This is a genomic window from Hymenobacter baengnokdamensis, assembly GCF_008728635.1.
In the GTDB taxonomy this organism is placed as follows: Bacteria; Bacteroidota; Bacteroidia; order Cytophagales; family Hymenobacteraceae; genus Hymenobacter; species Hymenobacter baengnokdamensis.
Genome location: NZ_CP044285.1, coordinates 4,138,967 through 4,163,663, shown reverse-complemented (window position 1 = coordinate 4,163,663; position 24,697 = coordinate 4,138,967). Strand labels below are relative to the sequence as shown.

Sequence of the window (24,697 nt, the reverse complement as noted above, 5' to 3'; positions counted from 1 at the left end):
CCGGGTGGCCCGGCTACTTATTGCGTAGGGCCGTTATCGACCTTCGCCTCTACCACCGCCTGTACCGACGTGGGCAGGGCTGATAGCAAATCCAGTGTCAGGCCGGTAGCTGTTACGGCGCTCTCAATGGCATCAACGCTGGTGCGGTACACTCCCCAGTCGAGGCTCAGACTATTATCGTTGGGCATGTCGACCGCGATGATGCGCGTGTTGGCGTTGACTCGCAGCACATCATTGTCGCCGACTGGCAATAGCACGATAACTTTCCAGGTATGCGAGGGTACGGTGACCTTTCCGCTGGGTACTACCGTCATGTAGCCTGCGCTGCCCGTGCCGCCCACCCCGTAGCTGCCATCAATGATATACACCTCGTAGTTCGGCAAGAACGAGCGAGTGTAGTTCTCCAGGTCGGCCCAGGTATGCTGGTTGTTGTTGGGGGCCTGGGGCATCATGTTGCTCATCAGAAAGGTGAGCGAGTTGGCCCGCACCGAGTTGGTGTGGTCGGCCGAAGGGCAATTGTGGCCCCGGTCGAAGCCCGAGCCAGCATAGTCGGTAGCCAGCACATGGTACCAGTCGGCGGGCAGGGTCGAGTCGGGACGAAAGTCGTTCTGCCGGTCGCTGCTGCCCCGGTCCGAGATGTCCAGGTGCCAGCTCACCCAGTTGGGTTTGCCCTGAGAGTGGTTGTAAGACACCGCGTACTGGTTTTTGCGCAGCAGGTAGTTGTCCGGGTAGTTGGTCTCATCGGTTACGGCCAGGGTAGGGTTGCCCATCGCCAGGTTATCGTTGTCGGGATACTGCGAGCTGGGAGCCGCGCCGTAGGGCGCAACCGTAAAATCGTCGAAGTTGAGACGGGCGGCCCCCCCCGAAACTTTGCGAATTTCAAACCGAACACTGCCCGGCAGGCTCACCGAGAAAGCGGCGGTTTGCAAAGTGCTACTGGTAGTGAGCACGGTATGGCTCACTTTTGTCCAGTTGTTGCAGCTGCACGACTGCGATTGTGCCCACAGCTCCCAGCCGCTGCCGGCGTCGGCACCGTAGGCAGCGTACTGCACGGTTACGAGCGAGGCGCCCCCTGGCAGGTAAAAATCCATGGTCAGGCGGCCCGTCTGCTCAATGCGCACGGCCTGGGAGCCATTTTTATGGTCGTTGGCATCGGTGCCCAGCAGTGCATCGGTAAAGTCCCAGTTGCCTGTCGCCAGCGCAACGGTAGCCGCCGGGTAATCGGTTTTAGTGCCGGTTTCGAACGATTCCTGGGTCGACTGAGCGGCCAGGCGGCCGGGATGCAGCGCCCCCGAAAGCAGCAGGAGCAACAGGTAATAACGGCGGAGTAGAAAATCCTTCATGAAACGTCGAAGAAGTAAAAAAACCTAGCGAATTTTATTACCACAAACTAGGGCAGTTCTACAAATTACATTGAAGCTTCATGAAGTTTTAATGTGCAGATAAACAATAGGTTAATTGCTATTTTCAGGCTTTCATGCACAGCCGACGCACGACAGCTAACCTGCTTTTGGAGAAAAAAATCTGATTGTCAAATGTTTATAGCAAATTTTTTTTATAATAGATTGAACATTAGCAGTTTGAGATTTACCAGATTAAGATTTTATTAATTAGCTCTGATTACGCTGGACGAAAGCATCAAAAACAAGAAAGCAGCCCTCAGCAGGCTGCTTTCTGAAAAAAATTAGTAAAATTATATATATTTATTATTTAATATTACATTATTTACAAAACCTATTAGTTTTGAATTAGTACAGGCGTTTAATAATAAGCTCCCGTTGCCAGGTACCTCTGCACGTAGTCACGAATACCTTCTTCCAGTGTGGCAAAAGGCCGGTCGTAGCCGATGCTGCGCAGCTTGCGCATGTCGGCTTCGGTAAAGTACTGGTACGTGTCGCGGATATCTTCGGGTGTATCGCGGAAGCGAATATCAGCGGGCACCCCCATTGCCGAAAAAGTATTGAGGGCCAGGTCCATAAACGTGCGCGCCTGGCCGGTGCCGAGGTTGTAGAGACCCGAGTGGGTGCGGTGGTGCAGCAGGAAGTAGCATACTTCCACCACGTCCTTCACGTACACAAAGTCGCGCATCTGGCCGCCGTCCACGTACGCGGGGTTATGTGAGCGGAAAAGCTGCATGCTGCCGTTTTCCCTTATCTGGCGGAAGGCGTGCAGGATAACCGAGGCCATGCGGCCCTTGTGGTACTCGTTGGGGCCGTACACGTTGAAGAACTTCAGCCCCGCCCAGAAGTAAGGTTTCTGCTCCTGGGCCAGGGCCCACTTATCGAAGTCGTTTTTGGAGTCGCCGTAGGGGTTGAGCGGGCGCAGCAGCTGGGGCAGGGCATCGTCCTGGTCGGAGTAGCCGAGGCGGCCGTCGCCGTAGGTGGCCCCGCTGCTGGCATACACCAGCGGCAGGTTGTAGCGCACGCAGGCCTCCCACATCTGCTTGCTGTAGTTGAGATTAAGCAGGTCGAAGATGGCGGGGTCCTGCTCGGTGGTGTCGGTGCGGGCACCAAGGTGAAAGACAAACTCCACCTGCTCGTGGTGGGCGTCGAGCCACGGGAAAAACGCTTCGCGGTCGACGTATTCGCGCAGCTTTTTGCCCCGGATATTGGGGAGCTTTTTTTCGACGGCGAAGTTATCGACCACCACGATATCATTGAAATTGGCGGCGTTGAGGCGGGAGACAAGGCAGCTGGCGATGAAGCCGGCGGCTCCGGTTACGACTATCATAAGGGTTGTGGCTGATGGCTGACGGCGGTTGGCTATCAGCTGCAATGCAAACGAAATCTGGCCTTAAAGGTAGGGCCTTGCAACCGCTGGCTACCTTTGCCGCCATGCGCGTTTCGCTTCTTCTTAGTGGACTACTGGTCGGGCTGCTGGCCTGCCAGCCCGAAAATAAGCCCCTGAGTGCGGCCGCTGGCACCATAGCCGTGCATGATGACCTGGGCCGGCCCCTGACGCTGCCCGTGCGCCCGCGCCGCGTGCTGGCCCTGGTGCCCAGCCTTACGGAAATGCTGTATGCCGTGGCCGATACGACCACCATCATCGCCCGCACGCAGGCCGATGACTACCCGGCCGCGGTGCGCCACAAGCCGCTGGTGAGCTCTTATCCGCTCGACCTGGAGCGGCTGGTAGCCCTGCGCCCCGACGTAGTGTTTACGCTGGAAGGCATGACGCCGCCCGATGCCGCCGCTCGCCTGCAGCAGCTGGGCATTGCGGTTTACTATCAGAAATACCGCACCGTAGCCGACGTGCTGCGCGGACTCAACGACCTGGGCCGGCTGCTGGGCCGCCCCGCCCAGGCCCGCCGCCTCACCGATTCGCTGCAGGCGCAGCTCAGCCAGCTGGCCACCGCCCCCGCGCCGGCCCACCGCCCCACGGTGCTGGCGCTGGTTTCGGGCGACCCGATTTACGTATATGGGCAAAATACGCTATTTACGGATATGGTGCGGCTGGCCGGCGGGCAAAATGCGGTGCGCGACACCTTTGCCCAGCCGTTTCCGGCCCTTACGCGGGAGTATATCCTGCGGCTGAACCCCGAGGTAATGCTGGGCGGCAGCCTGGGCAAAATGGACAGCACCTTTTTCAAAAACTACCCCGAGCTGCGCCAAATCCGGGCCTGCCAGACCCGGCGCGTGTACGCTACTACTCCCAACCTGCTCCAACGCCCCAGCCCCCGCATAGTAGAAGCGGTGCGCGAGCTACAAACCCTCCTAAGCCGCTAGCCATGCCGCGCGCTCACCCTGGTCGCTGGCTGCTGGCGGGTAGCCTGCTTACGCTGCTGCTGCTGCTGCTGGGGCTGCGCGTCGGCTCTTATGCCACCAGCTACGCTTTTATCATCAAGGCCCTGCGCCAGTACGACCCCACCGACCCGGCCCAGCTGGTGCTGGTGCAGCTGCGGCTGCCGCGGCTGTTACTGGCCTGGCTGGCGGGGGCCAGCCTGGCGCTCAGCGGGTACCTGCTGCAAACCCTGGTCACCAACCCGCTGGCCGACCCCTACCTGCTGGGTACGGCCTCCGGGGCCTCGCTGGGGGCCATTGTGACCTACCTGTTTTTTCCGGCGCTCACGCTGGGCGGGCTGTATCTGCCGCCGCTGGCCGCGCTGGCGGGCGGCCTGCTGGCCACCCTACTGGTAGTGGCCATTGGCTCGCGGCGCGGGCGGGTGCTGCCCGCGCCACTGCTGCTGGGCGGCGTGGCCGTGGGCGCGCTGGCCGCTGCGGTGGGCTCGCTCATCACGTTTCTGAAAGCCGACCAGGGCAACCTGCAGGCCGTGGTTTTTTGGGCGTTTGGGTCGTTTGAGCGGGCGGGCTGGCCAGTGCTGGGCTACCCGGCGGCCGTGCTGGCGGGCAGCCTGGGCTTGCTTGTTTTTTTGCAAAAAGACCTCAACCTGCTTTTGCTGGGAGAGGAGCGCGCCCAGGCGCTGGGTCTGCCGGTGGCGCGCCTGCGCTGGATAGTGCTAACGCTCGTAGCGGCCCTCACGGGCGGCGTAGTAGCGCTGTGCGGCCCGGTGGGCTTCGTGGGGCTGGTGGTGCCGCACCTCACGCGCGGCCTGCTGGGTACCACGGGGCGGCTCAATCTGGCATTTTGCGCGGTGCTGGGCGGGGGCTTCCTGCTGGCCTGCGACCTGCTGGCCCGGCTGCTTTACCCACCCGCCGGCCTGCCCGTAGGCCTAGTAACGGCCCTGCTGGGGGTGCCGTTTTTTGTATCTTTGTTGCGAAAAAAGAGTTTTTAGTTGTCAGTGGTTGGTTGTCAGGCGGCAGGCTGCGCAAAACAATACGGGCAACTGACAGCCACCTACTGACCCCAAGACTATGGTATACGTTAGCCGCCGCGAGCACTTTAATGCCGCCCACAAGCTCTACAACCCCGCCTGGAGCCCGGAGCGCAATGCGGAGGTATTTGGCCCCTGCGCCAACGAAAACTGGCACGGCCACAACTACGAGATGATTGTGACCGTGAAAGGCCAGCCCGACCCCGACACTGGTTTTGTGGTAGACCTTAAGGCCCTCAGTGACCTTATCCGCCAGCATATTACCGAGCAGGTAGACCACAAAAACCTCAACCTCGACGTGCCTTTTCTGCACGGCCAGCTTGCCAGCACCGAAAACCTGGCCGTCGCCTTCTGGCAGATTCTGGCGCGCGAGCTGCCCGCCATTACGCCGGCGCAGCTGCACTGCATCAAAATCTACGAAACGCCCCGCAATTCGGTGGAATACTTCGGCTAATGCCGAAATGACGCGTAAGAGAAGTACGAATTGAGCCCACCAATGGCGCCGGAGCGTATGCAGCAGTTCGTGGTTCTCTCTTCTTAGCTCATAACTTACCTGATGAAATACTACCTTATTGCGGGCGAGCGCTCCGGCGATACCCATGCTGCCCACTTGCTGCATGAGCTAAAGGGCCAGGACCCGGCAGCCGATTTTCGGTACTGGGGCGGCGACCTCATGCAGGCCGAAGGCGGGCAGCTGGTGCGCCACTACCGCGACCTGGCCGTGATGGGCTTTGTGGAAGCCGCGACAAGCCTGCTCAAATTCAGGAAGTATCTTAAAGATTGTCAGCGCGATATCCTGGCCTACCAGCCCGATGTGCTTATTCTGGTAGACTACGGCGGCTTTAACCTACGCATGGCGCAATTTGCCAAAGGACAAGGAATAAATGTTTTTTACTATATATCGCCTAAAATATGGGCCTGGAATCAGAGCCGGGGCGAAAAGATAAAAGCCTACGTTGACCGCATGTTTGTCATCCTGCCTTTCGAGGAGGAGTTTTATCAGCGCTTCGAGTATAAGGTAGACTATATCGGCAACCCGACGGCCGACCAGGTAGCCGCCTTTCGGCCCGACCCCGGCTTCATGGCGCAGCATGGCCTCGACCCCGGGCGCAGGATTATTGCCGTGCTGCCCGGCTCGCGCAAGCAGGAAATAGAGGAGATGCTGCACGAGATGCTGGCCGTGCTGCCCGCCTTTCAGGAATATCAGTTTGTAGTTGCCGGCGTAAGTAACCTCGACCGTGCTTATTACCAGCACTTTGAGCGCAATGGTATTAAGCTGGTATTCGACCAGGCCTTCGACTTGTTGAGCCGCGCCAGCGCCGCCCTTGTTACCAGCGGCACGGCCACCCTCGAAACGGCGCTGTTTGGCGTGCCGCAGGTAGTGTGCTATCGCACCAGTAGCCTCACGTACCTGGTCAGCAAGGCGCTTATCAAGGTGCCTTACATCTCGCTGGTTAATCTTATTGTGGGCCGCGCAGTGGTGGCGGAGTTTATCCAAGGCAATTTTACGGCCCGTAACCTGCTCGATGAGCTGAAGCGCCTGCTGACGGATGAGGCGTACATTGCCCAGCAACGAAGTGGCTATGCCGAGCTGCGCCAGAAGCTGGGCCAGCACAGCGCGGCCACGCAAGCCGCAGCGCTGATGGTGAAGTATTTGCAGGAAAAATAAACAACTCGTAAGAAGTCCGGCGCGGTATTTCGGGGCCGGCAGCTGAACAATCGGGCCGGTTGCATGGTCAAGCAGTTGCTTGTCCCATCTGTTTAACCATGTTACGTAGTCAGCCGCCTTCAGCCACCAGCGCCGAGCGCACTACCGTGCAGCGCGTGGTCGGTGCTGTTGTTTCGGCCGCTACTGACCTGCTGGCGGTAGAGGCGCCGCTCGAAATAAGCCTGGCTTACGGCCCACTGGCGCAGCGCCGGCAGCATACGCTGGCCGTGACTATGCGCACCCCCGGCCACGATGCGGAGCTGGTGGCCGGCTTCCTGCTGAGTGAGGGTATGGTGCAGCAGGCCGCCGACCTGACGGGCATCGCGCATCAGGCTGACCCGCGCCGCCCCAAAGAGCGCGGCAACGTCATACGGGCCGAGCTGGCACCGGGCGTGGTAGTGGAGCTAAACCGCCTGGAGCGGCACTTTTATACTACTTCCAGCTGCGGCGTGTGCGGCAAAACGAGCATCGAAGCCGTGCGGGCCGAAAGCTGCCCGGTGCCGGCCCCGGCCGCTAGTCCCCGCGTGCCGGCGGCCATTATTCATGCGCTGCCCGAGCGCCAGCGGGCGGCCCAGCGGGTATTTGAGCAAACCGGCGGCCTGCACGCTACCGCGCTTTTTTCGGCGGCCGGCGAGCTGCTGCTGGTACGCGAGGACGTGGGCCGCCACAATGCCTTTGATAAAGTGGTAGGAGCTGCGCTGCTGGCTGGGCAAGTTCCTTTGCACCAAAGTATAGTATTGGTAAGTGGGCGCGCCAGCTTCGAGCTGGTGCAGAAAGCCGCCGTGGCGGGCGTGGCCATTCTGGCGGCGGTGGGGGCGCCCAGCAGCCTGGCCGTGGAGGCCGCCGAAGAGTTTGGCTTGACGTTGCTGGGCTTTGTGCGCAACGAGCGGTTTAATATTTATACCCACGCCCAGCGAATTGTGAGTTAACCAGGTGCTTAACCCATTTAGCTGGGCTTCGTTTAGCGTGAGCCGAGCCACCTTGATTGGCAACGCAAACCGGCTTAAGTATAGTGAAAAAACACTATTTGACGCGGAAGGCAGGTGCTGACCAGACCATAGTATCCATTAAAATGAGCGTACCGGGTAATGAAGCTAAGACTTGAAGAAAATTCGCTACGCCTGCGTCTGTCCGATGCCGAGGTGCAGCAGTTTGCCCAGGCCGGGCGCGTGGCGTATACCATCGTATTTGGGGCCGGCCCTGGCCAGACGCTGGTATACGCCCTGGAAGCACTGCCTGCCTCGGCCGAGGCCAACGCAGTGGGGGTGCGCTATGAAGCTGGAAACCTGGTGGTAGAAGTGCCCGCCGCTGAAGCACTGGCTTGGACAAGCACCGAAAAAAATGGTTTTTCGGCCCAGGTAAGGGTAGCTGAAAACCGTGAGCTACGTATCATGGTTGAAAAAGACCTTGATTGCCGCCACTAACTTGTAAGTATGGGCTAAGAGGTAGAAGTCATCAGGGGTGAGTATTGAGCGAAAACGCTGCTTGGCGGGCTAGCCGGTTAACTCGCCTTCTCGGAATGGCTTATACTGCATTAGTCCTGTTGCCTCATACCTTCTACCGTCTACTTCACACCTCCCCAATGGAAGATTCGCCCACTAACGACCCTGGCAAAGCCGGCAAAGCACATCAGCAGGGTGCTGAGGACAATGCCCCCAAAAGCGGGGAGCGCCCCGAGCAAGGCGTAGCTCCTACCAACGACCACTACCGGCCCGACCCGCAGGGTGAGCGCGACCAGGAGCACATTCCGGCGCCGCCCACGGCCGAGGCCAAGTACCTGTTTCCGGTGCTGGCCCAGCCACCCGAGGCGCTCACCGGCCTCAAGCTGGAGCCCCGCATGAAAATTGCGGCCGGCCTGACGGCAGTTATTAAGTCGATGGAATTTAACTGGGGCGAAGCGGGACTGACGCGGGGCACCCACGGGCTGCTGAAAATGAACCAGAAAGACGGCTTCGACTGCTCGAGCTGCGCCTGGCCCGACCCCGATGACCATCGCTCAATTGCGGAGTTCTGCGAAAATGGCGCCAAAGCCACGGCTTCGGATGCCGATGACCGGGCTGCCGGCCCTGAAGTGTTTGCCAAAAACAGCCTGGCCGACCTCTCGCGCCTGAGCGACCGTGACCTCAATAACCTGGGCCGCCTGACGCATCCGCTGGTGAAGCGACCCGGCGACACGCATTACTCGCCCATTGAGTGGCCCGATGCTTTTAAGCTGGTAGCCAAAGAGCTGAATGCGCTGGCTTCGCCCCACGAAGCGGTATTCTATACTTCGGGCAAGGTGCCCAATGAGCCGGCTTTCCTGTTTCAGCTCTTTGCCAAGCAGTTTGGCACCAATAACCTGCCCGACTGCTCAAATATGTGCCACGAGAGCAGCGGCGCGGCCCTGAGCCCCACGCTGGGCCTGGGCAAGGGCTCGGTTACGCTCAATGATATTCATGACGCGGAGGTAATTCTCATTATTGGCCAGAACCCGGGCACCAACCACCCGCGCATGCTCTCGGCGCTGCAAAAGGCCAAGCGCAACGGGGCCAAGATTATCAGCGTTAACCCGCTGATTGAGGCAGGGTTGAACCACTTCCGGAACCCGCAGGATTTTATGAACCCGCTGCGGGCGCTGGGAGCGCTGCTCGGCGATGGCACCCCCATCACCGATGTGTTTCTGCAAGTGCGGGTGGATGGCGACATGGCCCTGCTGCGCGGCATCATGAAGCACTTGTTTGAGGCCGAAGACCTGAACCCCGGGCAGGTGGTAGACCGGCCGTTTATTGCCGAGTACACCACGGGCTTCGAGTCGTTTGAGCAAAATATCCGCAACACGAGCTGGGAAGACATTGAGGAGCTGAGCGGTATCAGCCGCGCCCGCTTGCTCGAAGCTGCCAATCTTATTGCCCATAAGCAAAAAATAGTTACCTGCTGGGCAATGGGCGTAACGCAGCAGCGGCAGGGCGTGCAAACCATCCAGGAAATCGTGAACCTGCACCTGATGAAGGGCGCTATTGGCAAGCCCGGCGCGGGCACCTGCCCGGTGCGGGGCCACTCCAACGTGCAGGGCGACCGCACCATGGGCGTGTGGGAGCAGCCGACCAAAGAGTTTCAGGATGCGCTGGCGAAGGAATTTAACTTCACGCCGCCCTACGAGCATGGCTTCGATACGGTGGAGAGCATCAAGAAGATGCACAAGGGTGAAACCAAAGTTTATTTTAGCCTGGGCGGTAACCTGCTGGCCGCTGGCCCCGATACGGAGCTGATTGCCGACGGCATGCGCAAGCAGAAGCTGACGGTATTTGTGGGTACCAAGCTCAACCGCGGGCACCTCGTAACCGGCGAAACCAGCCTGCTGCTGCCCTGCTTCACGCACGCCGATATCGATATGCAGAAGTCGGGCCACCAGATGACGAGCTGCGAAAACTCAATGGGCGTAGTAAGCCAGAACAAGGGCGTGCTGGTGCCGTTGCCGGGCCAGATGATGAGCGAAGTAGCCATTCTGGCCGGCGTAGCCATTGCGACCCTGGGCCCCGACCGCACCAATGTAGCCGATTGGGTAGCCATGACGGAGAACTACGACGTTATCCGCGACCACATTTCACGGGTTATTCCGGGCTTTGAGAAGTTTAATGAAAACCTGCGCAAGCCGGGGGGCTTTTACCTGCCCAACGGCCCGCGTGAGCGCAAGTTCACAACCAAGAACGGCATGGCTAACTTCACCACCACCCAGCTGGAGAAGTATAGCCTGGAGCCCGACCAGCTCATTCTGATGACGATACGGAGTCATGACCAGTTTAATACTACAATTTATGAATATAACGACCGCTACCGGGGCATCCACGGCGAGCGCCGCGTGCTGTTCATGAATGAAAGCGATATGGCGGCCCGGGGCATCAAGGCCAAAGACTTGCTTGACATCACCAGCCATTTTGAGGGTGAGCAGCGCACAGTCGAAAAATTTATTGCCGTGCCCTACGAAATCCCGAAAGGCAACGTGGCCGCTTATTTCCCGGAGGCCAACCCGCTGGTGCCCATTAGTAGCGTGGCTAAAGTCAGCAATACACCTACTTCTAAGTATGTAGTTGTAACGGTAGTTCCCGCTAAGGTGGGCCAGGCCCCGCAGGCCCAGAAGCAGCGCCAGCAGGCGGTGCCGGCCTAGCCGCTTGTAATCGTAAAAAGCCTCTGGAAAGATACCAGAGGCTTTTTCTTATTCTCGCTCGTTGGTGGCAAATGCTGAAACGTCAGCGCCGGCTGGCTCGCCGGGCTTTCTTCGTCAGGCGAAAGAAATTCTCTACTTTGCAAAAGGCTAAGACGTTATACCTGTTTTTCTTCTCTTTTCTTTCACCCTTTACTTCCCACCATGGCTGATAGTTCCTCTGCCTCGCTGCTTGACCGTAGCCGTACCATTGCGCCGCCTGGCTATAATCGCTGGCTGGTGCCGCCCGCCGCGCTGGCTATTCACCTCGCTATTGGGCAGGCCTACGCATTTAGCGTGTTTAACAAGCCGCTGGGCTCGCTCTTCAGCGGCGACCCCGCCAACCCGGCCCCGACCGACTGGACACCTACCCAGATTGGCATCACCTTCTCCATTGCCATTGTGCTGCTGGGCTTGTCGGCCGCACTGTTTGGCAAGTGGCTGGAGCGCGTAGGGCCGCGCAAAGCCATGTTGGCTGCCGCACTGTGCTTCGGAGGTGGCTTTCTGATTGGCTCGCTCGGTATCAGTATGCACAATATCTGGCTGCTGTATTTCGGCTACGGCTTCATCGGCGGCATTGGATTAGGCATTGGCTATATATCGCCGGTCAGCACGCTCATCAAGTGGTTTCCCGACCGCAAGGGCGTGGCCACTGGCATGGCCATCATGGGCTTTGGGGGCGGTGCCATGATTGCCTCGCCGCTGTCGGTAGCCCTGATGAACCACTTCAAAGGGTCGGCTCCTCAGGGCGTAGCCCCGACGTTTATCGTGTTGGGTATCATCTACTTCTTGTTTATGCAGTTTGGGGTGTGGACCATCCGGGTGCCCGCCGACAACTGGGCTCCCGCCGGCTACGTGCCCAATGCAGAGCACAGTGCCCTGATTACGGCCGGCAACGTATCGGCCGACAATGCCATTAAAACGCCGCAGTTCTGGTTGCTGTGGGTGGTGTTGGTTACCAACGTAACGGCCGGCATTGGGGTGCTCGAAACGGCTTCGCCGCTCATTCAGGACACGTTCTCCGACAAGGCAATGGGGGCGGGCAATGGCGTAACGGCCGCTGCCGCCGCCGGCTTCGTGGGTCTGCTCAGCTTGTTCAACCTGCTGGGGCGCTTCTTTTGGTCGTCGGCTTCGGATAAGCTGGGCCGCAAAACTACGTACGCTATTTACTTTGGCCTGGGCATTCTGCTTTACGCCAGTATCCCGACGCTGGGCCATAACTTGCAGCTAACTCTTTATGTAGTAGCTGCCTGCGTAATTGTGAGCATGTACGGCGGTGGCTTTGCCACGGCCCCGGCTTTTCTGTCTGACTTATTTGGCAAATACCAAGTAGGTGCCATTCACGGCCGCCTGCTCACTGCCTGGAGCACCGCCGGCGTGCTGGGGCCGCTGATTGTGCACCAGTTGCATGACCACGCCAAGGCAAAAGGCCTAACCGGGGCCGCCGCCTACCAAAATGTATTTTATACCATGGCTGGCTTGCTCGCAGTAGGCTTGCTGGCCGACCTGGCCGTGACGGCCGTAAACGAGAAATACCAGGAAAAAGGCCCGGTAACCATTGAAGCGGGCGGCCACTAGGTGCCCATTCCTCACCCTTTAACTTTCTAGTATATGAACCCGAAACCCAATGCTGCCCCCCCGGTCGTAACGGAAGAGTCCGCAGGCGGCTCGGTCATCCTGGCCTGGCTCTTCGTTGGCGTGCCGCTGGTGTGGGGCGTCTCACAAACGTTTATCAAAGCCCTGACCCTGTTTAAGTAAGGTAAGCTATATTGCTGAAAAAGCCGCTCAATTCCCCGAGAGTTGAGCGGCTTTTAGCGTTTTTTAGCCTCGAAATCGCCACAGTGGCCAGGCGGTGCCTGCCGCAAAATGAGTTTGGTCGGTGGCGGCCAGTTCCAGCAGGCCGTCGGCCGCCAGCAGGCCGGCCAGGTCGCCCGAGCCAGCGGTGGGAGCGGGGTGAGCCAGCAAGCGGCCATCGGGCGCATTTTCGAGGCGCACGGCCAGGAAATACGTAAGAGCCGGCTTGAAGTCAACCGGAGCCGTTAGCTGCGCGAAGGCCGGCTGCTCGGTTGCCCGGCCCTGGCACTGGCGTAGCCAGCCGCGCACGTAGCGGTAGTAGCCCGCAAACGTAGCCACCGGATTGCCGGGCAGCGCAAATACGGTGGCTCCGCCCGGCTGCTGCCCAAACCAGAGCGGCTGGCCCGGCCGTTGGGCTACCCGATGAAATACCTCCTGCACGCCCAGCTCGCGCAGCGCCTGGGGCAAAAAATCAGCTTTGCCCTTCGATACGCCACCACTCAGCAGCACGGCGTCGAACCCGGCCAGCAACGGCGGCAGCCCGGCCTTGAGGGTTTTCAAATCGTCGTCAAAATGAAAAGCCTCGCTGGTGCAGCCTTCCGCCCCCAGCGCCGCTTGCAGCATAGGGGCATTAGAGCGCCGAATCTGGTGGGGGAGGGGCGTTTGGCCGAGGGCCACCAGCTCATCGCCGGTGCTCACTACCGCCAGGCGGGGGCGGCGCGTTACGGTCAGCCTACCTGCGCCCACGGTGGCCGCTACTGCCAACTCGGCCGGGCTTAGTACTGTGCCGGGGGCCAGCAGAAGCGTGCCGGCTACCTGGTCGCTGCCCTGCCGATGCACGTTGTGGCCCTGGCTGGGCAGTGCCGCCCGCAGCGTGGCCTGGCGGGCAGGCTCATCGCTAAAGTCCAGGTCTTCGTAGCGGATAACGGTATCGGTGCCGGGCGGCAGCGCGGCGCCGGTCATAATTTCTACGGCCGCCCGCGGGTTGAGAAGCGGCTCCGGCACGGCCCCGGCCAGCTGGATACGCTCGATGGGAAATACCCGCTGGCCCGCCGCCAGGGCCGCGTGGCTTACCGCAATTCCATCCATTGTCACGCGGTGGTAGGGCGGAAAGTCACGGTCGGCCGTGATATCCTGCCGCAGCACGCGGCCAATAGCCTCAGCTAGCGGCACAGTTTCGGTAGGCAGCAGGCTAGCGGTCGCCAGCACCTGGCGATAAGCGTTTTCGACGGAGAGCACGAAGCAGGGAAGGATAAAGAAGAAGAAGGTAAGATAAATTCAAGCTATTTTCCGGCTGAATTGTTGTGAAAGCTATGACTGAAAAACTTGTTCCCCGTACCAAGCACGCCGACCTGGCTCGCCCGGCCATCGGCGAATTTGCCCGTCACGAGCTGGCCTTGCTGGGGGCACCCTGTGGCGATATCCAGCGGCTGGCGGCTGGCATAACGGCCGCGCTGACCCCGGCGCACCGCATCGGCTACGTCGATGCCGACCACACCAGCGGCGACGCTGACCCTGCCCAAAGCCTGAGCCCGCTGCTGCAAGCCGGCGCTTATGTGGAGGTTACGGATAAGATTCATTTCCGCCGTGGCGATGAGCGGCGCGCGCTCGACCGCTTCTCGCAGCCCGAGCTGCTGGCCGGGGCCGACCTGGTGCTGGTAAACGGCAATCATTTTACCGCCCGTCAGCAGCTTGTTCTCATCGACCCCCGTAAGTCGCTGGCTCACAAACTCGACAAGCTCACCGACGTGCAGGCGTTTGTATTGGCCGAAGGCGTAGCGGAAATTCCTGATTACCTGCGGGCGCACCTGCCGCATTATGCGTGGCTGCCGCGGTTTGCCTGGACCGATACGGCGGGCCTGGCTGCCTGGGTAGCGCAGTGGCGGGCCGCTCGCCAGGCCCCGCTGCGCGGCCTGGTGCTGGCCGGTGGCCTCAGCCAGCGCATGCAAACCGATAAAGGCCGCCTGCGCTACGGCCCCACCGGCCTTGAGCAGCGCGAAGTGGCCGCGGGCTTATTGGCCGCAGTCTGCCACGACGTTTTGGTGTCGTGCCGGGCCGAGCAGGTGGCCGAGCTGCCCCAGGGCTTACAGGCGCTGCCCGACCGGTTTCTGGGGTTGGGGCCCCTGGGCGGCATTCTGTCGGCGCTGCAATTCGACCCCAACGCCGCCTGGCTGGTGCTGGCCTGCGACCTGCCTTTCCTGACGGCCGCTACCCTGCGCCAGCTAGTGGCTGGCCGAGAGCCCGGCCGCCTGGCCACGGCATTCCAAAGCCCCGGCAGCGAGTTTCCCGAGCCGCTCCTCACCATTTTTGAGCCGCGTGCCTACCCCGAGCTGCTGCGGTTTTTGAGCCTGGGCTACTCATGCCCGCGCAAAATGCTCATCAACAGCGATGTGGCAGTGTTGCCTACGCCCGGCGCCGAAGTATTGCAAAATGTGAATACGCCGGCCGAGCGCGAGGCGGCCCAGCGGGCCCTGGCTGGCTAAATCAATAGCTATTCGGCTAAACCAAAGCGCCGTGAGTGGCTAACTTGCGGCGCTTTATTTTGGCTGCTGATGGAGAAATTTACCAACAAAGAGCTGCTGCTGGCCATCGGGGTGGTGATGACGCTGGTGTTCATTATGCGTCGGCTGCTGGATACGCCCCGCCGCCTGCCCCGCTGGCACAGACTGCTAGGCAAGCTCTGGGCGCCGGCTATGGCGGCCTTTGTGCTAAGCGCGGCGCTGCACTACCGCAACCAGTATCTGGGCGATATTTACCTGTTCTTCGCGGTAGGTGCGCTAGTGCTGCTGCTGGTACAGCTGCGCAGCTACCGCCCGGCCCGCACGCTGCTGCTGGGCCTGGCACCCTCGGTGCTGCACCGCCTTATTGCCACGGGCCTGGCCATCGGCAGCTGGCAGCTGCTGTCGCCGTACAGCCTGGGGTTCAAGCTGTGGGGCGAGTTAGATGCGTTTTGGTTTTTTGCGATGGTTTTCCTGGCCAACAGCCAGAAGAAAGGGCTGCTGAAGCAGGAGCAGGAGCGGGCCGAAGAAGAAAAAGCCCGGCAGTTTATCGCTGCCAAAAACCTGGAGCTGGAACGGCTGGTGGCCGAGCGGACGGCCCTGCTCACCCGGCAGGCCGAGGAGCTGCAAACGGCGCTTACCGACCTGCGTGCTACGCAGGCGCAGCTAATCCAGCGCGAAAAGATGGCCAGCCTGGGAGAGCTCACCGCGGGGATAGCGCACGAGATTCAAAACCCGCTCAATTTCGTCAACAACTTCGCCGATGTATCGGCCGAGCTTATTACCGAGCTCGAAGAAGAGCGCAGCCGGCCTACCCGCGACCCGGCTCTCGAAGCCGAGCTGCTGGCCGACCTGAAGCAGAATCTCCAGCGCATTACCCAGCACGGTGGCCGGGCGGCGGGCATCGTGCGGGGGATGCTGGAGCACAGCCGCGCCAGCAGCGGCGAGCGCCAGCCCACCGACCTTAATATGCTGGCCGATGAATATTTGCGCTTGGCCTACCACGGCCTGCGGGCCAAAGACAAGTCCTTCAATGCCACCTTACAGCCCGAGCTGGCTGCCGGCCTCCCCCTGGTTGAGCTGGTTGCCGGTGATGTGGGCCGGGTGCTGCTCAACCTGTTTACCAATGCGTTCTACGCGGTGCAGCAGCGCCAGCAACTCGGCGAGCCGGGCTACAAGCCTACCGTGGGGGTGCGCACCCGGCTCGTAGCCAACGAGGTTGAAGTGCAGGTGCATGACAACGGCACGGGCATTCCGGAGGCGGTGAAAGCCAGGATATTTCAGCCTTTTTTCACCACCAAGCCCGCCGGCGAGGGCACGGGCCTGGGCTTGTCGCTGAGCCACGACATCATTGTGCAGGGCCACGGCGGCACCCTCACCGTGGAGAGCGAGGAAGGCCAGGGTACTACGTTTACGGTGCGGCTGCCTACGACGTGAGGCCTGCCGCTGTTCCTATCTTTACAAGGCATGAAAATACTGGTAGTTGACGACGAAACCGACGTGCGGGTGCTATTTGAGCAGCGCTTCCGACGCGAAATCCGCAGTGGCGAGTTTGCGTTCTCTTTTGCCTACTCGGGCGAGGAGGCGCTGGGCTTCCTGCGCGACCACCCGTCGGAGGTGGTGCTCATTCTCTCCGATATCAACATGCCCGGCATGAGCGGGCTGGAGCTGCTGCGCCACGTCAAGCAAGACCCGCTGCCGCCCCCGCCGCCCCTGGTGATGATGCTCACTGCCTACGGCGATACCGAAACGCACGACCAGGCCATGCGCCTCGGTGCCAATGATTTCCTGACCAAGCCCGTCGATTTTGCCGCGCTGAAGGAAAAGCTTCACGCTATCCAAAGCATATGAAAACTAAGATATTGGTGGTCGATGACGAAGCGGATTTAGAGCTACTCATCAAGCAAAAGTTTCGGCGCAAAATCCGGGAAAACGCCTACGAGTTTCTCTTTGCCGGCAATGGGCAGGAGGCCCTCGACCGCCTGCACGACCACCCCGATACCGACATCGTACTCTCCGATATCAACATGCCCGTGATGGATGGCCTGACCCTGCTCGGCCGTCTGCCCGAAGCCAGCCCCATGACCAAAACCGTGATGGTGTCGGCCTACGGCGACATGGAAAATATCCGGGCCGCCATGAACCACGGGGCGTTCGACTTTGTGTGCAAGCCCGTGGATTTCAATGACCTGGAGCTGACAATCGAAAAAACTGCCGTGCACGTGCAGCAGCTGCGCGATACGCTCAAAGCCATTCAGGAAAATAATATCCTGCGGATGTACGTCGATGAGACGGTTATCAAGTTCATGGCCCGGCCCGGCTTCGAGAACAAGCTGCTGGCCAGCGAAGTAGTAGAGGCCACCGTTATGTTTGTGGACATCTGCGGCTTCACTTCGCTCTCCGAAACCCAGCCGGCCGCCACGGTCGTGTCGCTGCTCAACACCTACTTTGACCAGATTGTGAAGGAAGTAATCGCGCACGGGGGCTACATTGACAAGTTTATGGGCGATGCTGTAATGGCCGTTTTTCGGGGTGAGTATCACCTCGACCGCGCCATCGACGCGGCCCTGCTGGTACGTACGCAGCTACAGGCCACCCATAACCCGCTGCCCGACGGTACCGACCACCAGCCGGCCGTAAGCATAGGCATCAACACCGGCGAGATGGTGTCGGGCAATATTGGCTCGGCGTCGCTCAAGCGCCTGGACTACACCGTAATAGGCGATACCGTAAACGTAAGCCAGCGCCTGCAGTCAGCTGCCCAGCCCAACCAGATTGTTATCACGGAGGCCATCTACGAGCGCATCAGGGAAAGCTTTCAGTGCCAGCCCATCGGCGAGCTGAAGCTGAAAAACAAGGCTCAGCCAATCATGACCTACGAAGTAGTGGCTTAAGTCGCCTAGCAGCGCCGCGCGCCATAGTAGCCATAGTAAGCGAAGGGTTACCGGGCCTGCGCCACCTCATTCTGCCGGCGCAGGCGCTGACATAGCACTTTCATGATGTTGCGCAGTACCTCGGGGCGCTCTTCCATTACATCATAAAAATCTTCCTGGTCGAGCCGGAAGGCTGTAACTGCGCCTTCTGCCACGGCCGCTGCCGAGCGGGGCTCCGCATCGAGCAGGGCCAGCTCGCCAAAAAAGTCGCCCTTACCGAAGGTTGCCAGTAAGCGCGGGCCGTTGAGAATGCCGACCTGGCCTTCGTAAATAATAAAGAGCGAGGCTCCCAGGTCGCCCTTGGCAAAAATCTGCTGGCCAGCAGCGAAGCTCACTTCCTTCATGATGGGCACGATGCTGCTGAGCACGTTTTCGGGCGTTTCGGCAAACAGGGCGGTTTGTTGCAGCACCTGCACCCGCTCGGCAGCGGCGATGTGCGAGGTCGTGGCGGCATGGCTCATAAGCAGGCTGTTGAGGGTTTGGTGGGCAGCGTTTACCAACTGATAGAGGAAGGGATGGGCCACTGCCAGCTGCGCCAGCAGGCGGAACGCGCTCTCGCGCACCAGCGGACTGCTGCTGCGCAGGTGCGGCCCAATGGCCTGTACAGTGGCCGCCGTGGGCTGCCATTGGTCGAGTGCCGCCCGCACCGTCCAGTCAGAGAAGGCCGTTTCGCCCCGCTCTACAATGGTTTCGACGATGGGCGCGGGTGCCAGCAGCGGCCCCAGCAGGCGGTCGAACGTGCGCTCCTTCTCGGCAGGCGGCGCAATGGCCAGCAGCGCCTGCAGGCCCTGGTAGGTAGGCCGGGCAATACTATTATCCAGTATTTCGAGGGCATTAGCCTGGCGCTCACGGGCAGCGTGGACCACGCCGCGCTGGGCATCGGCAATAAGCTGGGGAGCATAAATATGACCCAGCAGGGCAAAAACGCGTTGCTGAGTGCGTAGCAGCTCATAGTCGAGGCAGCTTGCCAGCTCGGGGCTGGCCGTGGTCTGGCCGTGTACTAGTTGTTGGGCCAGCTGCAGCTCGTCGTGCACCAGCGCCTGAAACAGCGGTACTTCGGATGGTACTACGCCAAAATGGCGCAACCCCCGCAGCGCAGCTTCCCGCCGAAACAGGTTTGGCTGCCGCGCCAGCCCTACCAGCAGCTGCCGGCTGGCTGGCGTGCGCAGGCGGGCACACACCTGGGCCACGCGCCGCACCAGGGTCTGGTCAAGGTCGGTGCTGAGTATTTCGGCCAGGATAGGCAGTACGGCTTCGCCCAGGCGCAGCAGGTGTTGCGTGGCAGCTGCCCGGTCGGCTTTGGTCCCCAGAGAGTGAATAAGGCGGCGGATTTCGGCCGGGTCGGCCAGTGTGGGCGAGGAGGCACCGGCGGGCTGAGTAGCCGCAGCTACTACTTCGCCTGCCGCCTCGTCGGTAAAGCGGCGACTGAGCGCGTGCTGCAACTCGGCCACGTATTGGTGGTAAGTACGGGCCAGCAGCAGCAAAACGGCCAGCATCAGTAGGCCCATCCACACAAACGGGCCCCAGGTTTGACCACCCGGTAGCGCGTGCAGCGCAAACAGCAGCCCGCCACCCAGGGCTATGCCCAGCGGCTCATAAATTCCTTTCGCCAGTGTGTGGGCCTGCAGCCGCTCGGGTGGCGACAGCGGCTGAAACAGCAGCAGAAATACGGGGTCAAATACTGCCCGCCGCAATACTTCCAGCCCCAGATACAACCCGCAGAAATAAAGCAGCGACTCGCCCGCGTCGCTCCGGTTTACGCCGCTGTAGGCCAGCAGGCCCGCCAGCAGCAGCACCGGCAGCGCCAGCAGCACTCGCCGCACGCCCAGCCTATCTACGGTATGCTGCGAAAGCAGCAGCTTAAACAGCATCGCTATCAGGTAGGTGCTCACCAGCACCGTGCCCACGTAGCGCATAATGGCTGCCTCGTCGTGAAAGCGATGCTTGACATTTACAAAAAACAGGTACTCGATACCCGTCGTCACGGCGGCCAGGCCCAGCAGACTCAGGCACATGGTGAGCACCAGGCGGCTATCGCCAAACCAGCGGCGCAGCCCCGGCGCTACGGCTTGCCCGCGCGCCCGGCGCGAGGCCGGCGCGGCCTCTACCACGTGCGAGCGCAACGTAGCCCGCAAAGTCAGCAGGGCCAGCAAATAGGCCCCGAAGGCAGTACCCAGTAGCCACGGCAATTCGGCATTGGTATGAATAAAAATGGCCAGCACGGCCCCCAGGGCCTTGGCCGGCATATCGCCGGCGCTGATAATGCCAAACAGCCGCTTGCTCTGCCGCACATCAAATACCACGGCCGAAACGCCCCAGAATTCCAGGTTGGTCAGCAGGTAGATAACCCGGTAGCCCGCCATAAGGGCCACGGCGGCCGCCACCGAATGGCCGGTAACTACCAGCGCCCCCAGCATACCCGTGAGGACTACTGCGGCCAGCAGCACCCGCACCGCCAGCTTTTGCAGCAGCCAGTGGTGCTCAAAATGCCCGTACACTTTGCCGGCGGCCAGCATTGCCAGCGCGGCTATGCCGTAGGCAAGCGGCAGGTTGCGTTCGGGGTTGTTTTCGAGCAGCAGCACGTTGGCCGCCACATACACCAGGATGGTGCCGATACCCAGCAGGAAGTTATGCAGGAAAAATAGCCGCACCGTGGGCCCTTCCTCGGGGCGCACGCCCAGCAGCTGCCGCCCACGTTCGATTACCGTCATGGAGCGCAAGTTAGCCCGCCCGCGGTTTTTGAAGAAGTGCTACTAAAAACGTCATGCCGGGCACTGCCCGGCATGACGTTCTCTCTCAAGCTATTGCCGCGCTTAGGCTGCGCGCATCAGCTGCAGCGGCGACTTCTCAAACTTGCTGCGGGCGTAGCTCTCGGTAATGGTAAACTCGCCGACTTCCGTCTGCGAAGGCATCTCAAACATGGCGTCCGTCATGATGCTCTCGCAGATGGAGCGCAAACCGCGCGCGCCCAGGCGGTACTCATCGGCCTTCTCCACAATGTATTCGAGCGCCTCCTCGGTAAAGTCGAGCTGAATATTCTCCATGTTGAATAAGCGCTTGTACTGGCGCACGAGCGAGTTCTTGGGCTCGGTCAGAATCAGGCGCAGCGTAGTCTTGTCCAGCGGGTTGAGGTGCGTGAGCACCGGCAGGCGGCCAATCAATTCAGGAATGAGACCAAAGCTCTTGATATCCTGGGCCGACACGTAGCGCAGAAAGTTCTGGGTATCTACTTTCTCGTCGAGGTTGGTCTTCGAGAAGCCCATCGGCTTGGTATTCAGGCGGCTCTTGATAATGCGGTCGATGCCCGAAAAGGCGCCGCCGCACATAAACAGAATATTTTCGGTATTCACCGAAATCATCTTCTGGTCGGGATGCTTGCGCCCGCCCTGCGGCGGCACGTTGATGTGCGTGCCTTCCAGCAGCTTCAGCAAAGCCTGCTGCACGCCCTCGCCGCTCACATCGCGCGTGATGCTGGGGTTGTCGCTCTTGCGGGCAATCTTATCAATCTCATCAATGTACACGATGCCGCGCTCGGCGGCTTCGAGGTTGTAGTCGGCCGCTTGCAGCAGGCGCGTCAGAATACTTTCCACATCTTCGCCCACGTAGCCGGCCTCGGTCAGCACCGTGGCATCGGCAATACAGAAAGGCACCTGCAGAATCTTAGCCAGCATGCGGGCCAGAAAAGTCTTGCCCGTGCCAGTCTCGCCCACCATGATAATATTCGATTTCTCAATTACCACTTCGTCGTGCTGCGGCTTCTGCATCAGGCGCTTGTAGTGGTTGTACACTGCCACGCTCATCACGCGCTTGGCCTCGTCCTGGCCCACCACGTACTGGTCGAGGTGGGTTTTAATCTCGCGGGGCTTGATGAGATTAAACTTCGGCTGGCGGGCTTCGGCCTGCAGCTTGGTTTCTTCGCTCAGAATGTGCTGGGCCTGCGCCACGCACTTCTCGCAGATGTGGGCATTAATACCCGAAATCATCACCGCGACATCGCGCTTGGGCTTGTTACAAAAGGAGCAGGCTATTTCCGGCATCGGGAGCGTTCAGATAAAAAAATGTTTTCAGCAGAAAACGGCTACAAAGATAAGTTGGCCGCTCAGCATTGGGCCCGGCCGGCCCAAGGAAACCAGCCGGGCGCAGCAGTTGCAAAGCGCTAAGCCCAGGCGAAAGTTTCGCGGCAGTATCAGCGCTTTGCCCAGTCTCTATAAAAATCAAAAAGCTCCGGCTGGCCAGCCGGAGCTTTTCGTTGAGACCTGAATGCCCTCCACAAAATCGGCGAAACCCGTTAAAGTTCGCGCTAATCAGTGGGCTAGGCGGGCTTTTTTTCCAGCACCTCGTCAATCAGGCCGTACTCCTTGGCTTCATCGGCGCGCATCCAGTAGTCACGGTCCGAGTTGTCGTGAATCTCCTGGTAGGTTTTGCCGGTGTGCTTTGCCAGAATGTCATACAGCTCCTTCTTGAGCTTCAGAATCTCGCGGGCCGTAATCTCAATGTCCGACGACTGGCCTTGCGCGCCGCCGCTGGGCTGGTGAATCATCACCCGCGAGTGGGGCAGGGCCGAACGCTTATCCTTGGCGCCACCAGCCAGCAGCACCGCGCCCATCGAAGCGGCGAGGCCCGTGCAAATAGTAGCTACGTCAGGATTTACATACTGCATGGTATCATATATACCTAATCCTGCATATACCGAGCCGCCGGGCGAGTTGATATACAACAGAATGTCCTTCTTCGAGTCGGCCGACTCCAGAAACAGCATCTGTGCGGTCAGAATATTGGCGATATAATCATCTACGGCCGTGCCCAAAAACACGATGCGGTCCATGATGAGGCGCGAAAACACGTCGATTTCCCGGAAGTTCTGGGGGCGCTCCTCAATGACCGAGCGGGTCATGTTGCTGGGCAGTACCAGCCCGCCGCGCACCTGGCCTTCTACGTTGTTAATGTACTGGTCTACGGTCAGGCCGTTGAGCCCCTGGCCCTTCACGGCAAATTTGCGAAACTCTTGTTTGTTCAGCATGAGTGGTTAAGTAGGGGGTAAGCTGCCGCTTGCCCGTATGCAAAATCAAAAGACGAGCAGGGGCTCAAAATGTTGTAAGCGTACAGAATACGCCACAAAAAAGCCCTTACGCGGGGCGTAAAGGCTTTTTTATCTGCAAGCAGTCCGACGGGCTAGCCCTCGTTCTGGTTGCGGAATTCTTCGGCCGTTACGGGCTCATCCGTAACAACAACTTTGCCACGCAGGGCTTCTACCACTTTCTCTGCCAGAATGGCCTCGTACTCCTGCACGTAGTTTTTGCCGTTCTCCTGCTTGAGGTAGTTATCAGCAAAGCCTGCCATGCCCTGACGCATCTCGTCGGTCAGCGGCATGCCGCCGCCAAACTGCCCCAGAATCTTGTCGAGCACGCGGTTGCGAATCTCGTCGGTGCCTACTTTCAGGCCCATATCCTCCACTACTTTATTGCGGATGAGGCTCCATTTCAGCTCGCGCTCGTAGTCGCTGAAGTGCTGCTCCACGGTGGCCGCATCTAGCTTGCCTTCGTTGGCCCGCACCAGCCACTTCTTGAAGAACTCGGTAGGAATCTGAATAGTAGTATTGTCAATCATCGCGTCGATAAGGCGACGATTTACCAGGTTGTCCGACTCGCGGTTGTAGTTCTCCTGGATGGTTTCGCGGATTTTCGCCTCGTACTCTTCCTGCGAAGAAACGGCCTCCGGGCCAAACACTTTGTCAAACAGCTCCTGATTTACCTCGGGCGTTGCCGTGCGGTTGATTTTCTCCACGGCCAGCTCGTACTCGCCGGTTGCGCCGGCTGCTTCCTCGCGGCTCAGGCCCGAAAAGCTGCGGATAGCCCCCGCGTCGCCGCCAAAAGCCTCGCTCAGGTCAAAGGTGAGCGTATCACCAGCCTTCACGCCGATAAAGCGCTCCTGCCCGTTTTTTACCTTGTTGATAGGCAGCAGTACCGACTGGCCTTCGCCCTCCGCGCCGGCTTTCTTCAGCTTGCCAAACAGGTAGTCATCCGCCTCCGACGTCTCGGGGTTGGTGGTTTCGCCAAACTGGCGGCTAATCTGCTCGTGGGTCTCGGCCAGCGTCGCGTCGTCGAGGCTGATGGCCGGGCGCTTCAGCGCTACCTGGTTTTCGGCGGGCAGCTCAAAGTCGGGCAGCAAGCCCAGCTCAAACTGGAAGTCGAACGAGGTAGCAGTGTCAAAATCAACATCGCTCGGCAGCGGCAGCGGCTCGCCCAGAATTTTTACGTTGTGCTCCTTGAGGTAGTTATCAACGCTACGGCCCAGCAGGCGGTTGATTTCATCGGCCAGAATGCCTTTGCCGTACATCTTGCGCACCAGGCCAGCGGGCACCTTGCCGGGGCGGAAGCCCTTGAACTGTGCCTTTTTGGTGGTTTCCTTAATCTGCTTTTCGACGGCGTCGCTGTAGTCAGCCTCGTCGAGATGCACGTTCAGCAGCCCGGTTAGCTGCTCCTCATTGCGGTCAAGCGTAATATTCAAAACAGTAGGAGCAAGCTGGTGCTTGCCAGTCGGAAAGGTTAAAAAATAAATGTGATAAATATGATGAATGGGCTGAATGTGAAAATGTTAACAATTCATTTTCGCATTTTCCACTTTCAGCATACCTACCACATTTTCGTCGTGCGGATGGAGGGACTCGAACCCACACACCTTACGGAACCAGAGCCTAAATCTGGCGCGTCTACCAATTTCGCCACATCCGCAGTTGGGCTTCCCGCTGCCGTTCGTAGCGGGGCCGCAAAGGTACTACTTATTCGGTAGCTTCGCAAAAGTCCGGCTAGAATA

The 24,697-nt window shown here is 59.9% G+C and carries 20 protein-coding genes and 1 tRNA gene; 13 read left to right on the top strand and 8 right to left on the bottom strand.

Going from position 1 to position 24,697, the window contains the following annotated elements:
• Positions 1–17: 17 nt before the first annotated feature.
• On the bottom strand, positions 18–1,343 hold the full coding sequence (locus F6X24_RS17710) for a DNA/RNA non-specific endonuclease (protein ID WP_151089262.1): 1,326 nt from the start codon (positions 1,341–1,343) through the stop codon (positions 18–20).
• A gap of 418 nt (positions 1,344–1,761) precedes the next feature.
• The gene (gene rfaD, locus F6X24_RS17705) at positions 1,762–2,730 is read right to left on the bottom strand and encodes an ADP-glyceromanno-heptose 6-epimerase (RefSeq protein ID WP_151089261.1); all 969 of its coding nucleotides are present in this window, start codon (positions 2,728–2,730) and stop codon (positions 1,762–1,764) included.
• Between the two features lie 104 nt (positions 2,731–2,834).
• Between rfaD and F6X24_RS17700 the strand changes: the two genes are divergently transcribed.
• The 9 genes from F6X24_RS17700 (at position 2,835) to F6X24_RS19035 (ending at position 12,417) form a co-directional block, all read left to right on the top strand.
• Positions 2,835–3,725: an ABC transporter substrate-binding protein gene (locus tag F6X24_RS17700; RefSeq protein ID WP_151089260.1), complete on the top strand. Its 891-nt coding sequence runs from the start codon at positions 2,835–2,837 to the stop codon at positions 3,723–3,725.
• 2 nt (positions 3,726–3,727) lie between these two features.
• Entirely contained in the window at positions 3,728–4,732 is a 1,005-nt protein-coding gene (locus tag F6X24_RS17695) for a FecCD family ABC transporter permease (protein ID WP_151089259.1), read from the top strand.
• Positions 4,733–4,811: 79 nt separating this feature from the next.
• Complete coding sequence (locus tag F6X24_RS17690) at positions 4,812–5,225, top strand: 6-pyruvoyl trahydropterin synthase family protein (protein WP_151089258.1); 414 nt, start codon at positions 4,812–4,814, stop codon at positions 5,223–5,225.
• 102 nt (positions 5,226–5,327) lie between these two features.
• Positions 5,328–6,440, top strand: coding sequence for a lipid-A-disaccharide synthase (gene lpxB / locus F6X24_RS17685; RefSeq protein WP_151089257.1), 1,113 nt, complete (start codon positions 5,328–5,330; stop codon positions 6,438–6,440).
• Between the two features lie 98 nt (positions 6,441–6,538).
• Positions 6,539–7,408 (top strand): formate dehydrogenase accessory sulfurtransferase FdhD, encoded by an 870-nt coding sequence (gene fdhD / locus F6X24_RS17680; RefSeq protein WP_151089256.1) that lies wholly within the window; start codon positions 6,539–6,541, stop codon positions 7,406–7,408.
• A gap of 159 nt (positions 7,409–7,567) precedes the next feature.
• A complete protein-coding gene (locus F6X24_RS17675; protein WP_151089255.1) occupies positions 7,568–7,903 on the top strand; it encodes a DUF7009 family protein in 336 nt (111 codons plus the stop codon).
• Positions 7,904–8,061: 158 nt separating this feature from the next.
• A complete protein-coding gene (locus tag F6X24_RS17670) occupies positions 8,062–10,623 on the top strand; it encodes an FdhF/YdeP family oxidoreductase (protein ID WP_151089254.1) in 2,562 nt (853 codons plus the stop codon).
• Positions 10,624–10,824: 201 nt separating this feature from the next.
• The gene (locus F6X24_RS17665) at positions 10,825–12,237 is read left to right on the top strand and encodes an L-lactate MFS transporter (RefSeq protein ID WP_191906379.1); all 1,413 of its coding nucleotides are present in this window, start codon (positions 10,825–10,827) and stop codon (positions 12,235–12,237) included.
• Positions 12,238–12,270: 33 nt separating this feature from the next.
• Entirely contained in the window at positions 12,271–12,417 is a 147-nt protein-coding gene (locus tag F6X24_RS19035) for an MFS transporter small subunit (RefSeq protein WP_191906378.1), read from the top strand.
• A gap of 63 nt (positions 12,418–12,480) precedes the next feature.
• On the opposite strand, the gene F6X24_RS17660 is transcribed toward F6X24_RS19035, so the two are convergent.
• Positions 12,481–13,692, bottom strand: a complete 1,212-nt coding sequence (locus F6X24_RS17660; protein ID WP_151089253.1) for a molybdopterin molybdotransferase MoeA — start codon at positions 13,690–13,692, stop codon at positions 12,481–12,483.
• A 74-nt stretch (positions 13,693–13,766) separates the two neighbouring features.
• Between F6X24_RS17660 and F6X24_RS17655 the strand changes: the two genes are divergently transcribed.
• The 4 genes from F6X24_RS17655 to F6X24_RS17640 all read left to right on the top strand — a co-directional run bounded on the left by F6X24_RS17655 (position 13,767) and on the right by F6X24_RS17640 (position 17,845).
• The gene (locus F6X24_RS17655) at positions 13,767–14,936 is read left to right on the top strand and encodes an NTP transferase domain-containing protein (protein ID WP_151089252.1); all 1,170 of its coding nucleotides are present in this window, start codon (positions 13,767–13,769) and stop codon (positions 14,934–14,936) included.
• A gap of 69 nt (positions 14,937–15,005) precedes the next feature.
• A complete protein-coding gene (locus F6X24_RS17650; RefSeq protein ID WP_229725210.1) occupies positions 15,006–16,388 on the top strand; it encodes a sensor histidine kinase in 1,383 nt (460 codons plus the stop codon).
• Positions 16,389–16,418: 30 nt separating this feature from the next.
• Positions 16,419–16,802 (top strand): response regulator, encoded by a 384-nt coding sequence (locus F6X24_RS17645; RefSeq protein ID WP_151089251.1) that lies wholly within the window; start codon positions 16,419–16,421, stop codon positions 16,800–16,802.
• The gene (locus F6X24_RS17640; RefSeq protein WP_151089250.1) at positions 16,799–17,845 is read left to right on the top strand and encodes an adenylate/guanylate cyclase domain-containing protein; all 1,047 of its coding nucleotides are present in this window, start codon (positions 16,799–16,801) and stop codon (positions 17,843–17,845) included. The genes F6X24_RS17645 and F6X24_RS17640 overlap by 4 nt, the downstream gene beginning before the upstream one ends.
• A gap of 47 nt (positions 17,846–17,892) precedes the next feature.
• On the opposite strand, the gene F6X24_RS17635 is transcribed toward F6X24_RS17640, so the two are convergent.
• From F6X24_RS17635 to F6X24_RS17615, 5 genes are all read right to left on the bottom strand, one after another.
• Positions 17,893–20,595 carry a cyclic nucleotide-binding domain-containing protein gene (locus F6X24_RS17635; RefSeq protein ID WP_151089249.1) on the bottom strand — a complete coding sequence of 901 codons (2,703 nt, stop codon included), beginning with the start codon at positions 20,593–20,595 and terminating at the stop codon, positions 17,893–17,895.
• Between the two features lie 102 nt (positions 20,596–20,697).
• Positions 20,698–21,921, bottom strand: coding sequence for an ATP-dependent Clp protease ATP-binding subunit ClpX (gene clpX, locus F6X24_RS17630; RefSeq protein WP_151089248.1), 1,224 nt, complete (start codon positions 21,919–21,921; stop codon positions 20,698–20,700).
• Positions 21,922–22,196: 275 nt separating this feature from the next.
• Positions 22,197–22,904 (bottom strand): ClpP family protease, encoded by a 708-nt coding sequence (locus F6X24_RS17625; RefSeq protein WP_151089247.1) that lies wholly within the window; start codon positions 22,902–22,904, stop codon positions 22,197–22,199.
• A 152-nt stretch (positions 22,905–23,056) separates the two neighbouring features.
• Positions 23,057–24,391 carry a trigger factor gene (gene tig / locus F6X24_RS17620; protein WP_151089246.1) on the bottom strand — a complete coding sequence of 445 codons (1,335 nt, stop codon included), beginning with the start codon at positions 24,389–24,391 and terminating at the stop codon, positions 23,057–23,059.
• Between the two features lie 142 nt (positions 24,392–24,533).
• Positions 24,534–24,615 (bottom strand) — tRNA-Leu (locus F6X24_RS17615).
• Positions 24,616–24,697: the final 82 nt, after the last annotated feature.

Coding starts and splice junctions, on each gene's coding strand:
- F6X24_RS17710 (WP_151089262.1), bottom strand. CDS start 1,343: ATGAAGGATTTTCTACTCCGCCGTTATTACCTGTTGCTCCTGCTGCTT.
- rfaD (WP_151089261.1), bottom strand. CDS start 2,730: ATGATAGTCGTAACCGGAGCCGCCGGCTTCATCGCCAGCTGCCTTGTC.
- F6X24_RS17700 (WP_151089260.1), top strand. CDS start 2,835: ATGCGCGTTTCGCTTCTTCTTAGTGGACTACTGGTCGGGCTGCTGGCC.
- F6X24_RS17695 (WP_151089259.1), top strand. CDS start 3,728: ATGCCGCGCGCTCACCCTGGTCGCTGGCTGCTGGCGGGTAGCCTGCTT.
- F6X24_RS17690 (WP_151089258.1), top strand. CDS start 4,812: ATGGTATACGTTAGCCGCCGCGAGCACTTTAATGCCGCCCACAAGCTC.
- lpxB (WP_151089257.1), top strand. CDS start 5,328: ATGAAATACTACCTTATTGCGGGCGAGCGCTCCGGCGATACCCATGCT.
- fdhD (WP_151089256.1), top strand. CDS start 6,539: ATGTTACGTAGTCAGCCGCCTTCAGCCACCAGCGCCGAGCGCACTACC.
- F6X24_RS17675 (WP_151089255.1), top strand. CDS start 7,568: ATGAAGCTAAGACTTGAAGAAAATTCGCTACGCCTGCGTCTGTCCGAT.
- F6X24_RS17670 (WP_151089254.1), top strand. CDS start 8,062: ATGGAAGATTCGCCCACTAACGACCCTGGCAAAGCCGGCAAAGCACAT.
- F6X24_RS17665 (WP_191906379.1), top strand. CDS start 10,825: ATGGCTGATAGTTCCTCTGCCTCGCTGCTTGACCGTAGCCGTACCATT.
- F6X24_RS19035 (WP_191906378.1), top strand. CDS start 12,271: ATGAACCCGAAACCCAATGCTGCCCCCCCGGTCGTAACGGAAGAGTCC.
- F6X24_RS17655 (WP_151089252.1), top strand. CDS start 13,767: ATGACTGAAAAACTTGTTCCCCGTACCAAGCACGCCGACCTGGCTCGC.
- F6X24_RS17650 (WP_229725210.1), top strand. CDS start 15,006: ATGGAGAAATTTACCAACAAAGAGCTGCTGCTGGCCATCGGGGTGGTG.
- F6X24_RS17645 (WP_151089251.1), top strand. CDS start 16,419: ATGAAAATACTGGTAGTTGACGACGAAACCGACGTGCGGGTGCTATTT.
- F6X24_RS17640 (WP_151089250.1), top strand. CDS start 16,799: ATGAAAACTAAGATATTGGTGGTCGATGACGAAGCGGATTTAGAGCTA.
- F6X24_RS17635 (WP_151089249.1), bottom strand. CDS start 20,595: ATGACGGTAATCGAACGTGGGCGGCAGCTGCTGGGCGTGCGCCCCGAG.
- clpX (WP_151089248.1), bottom strand. CDS start 21,921: ATGCCGGAAATAGCCTGCTCCTTTTGTAACAAGCCCAAGCGCGATGTC.
- F6X24_RS17625 (WP_151089247.1), bottom strand. CDS start 22,904: ATGCTGAACAAACAAGAGTTTCGCAAATTTGCCGTGAAGGGCCAGGGG.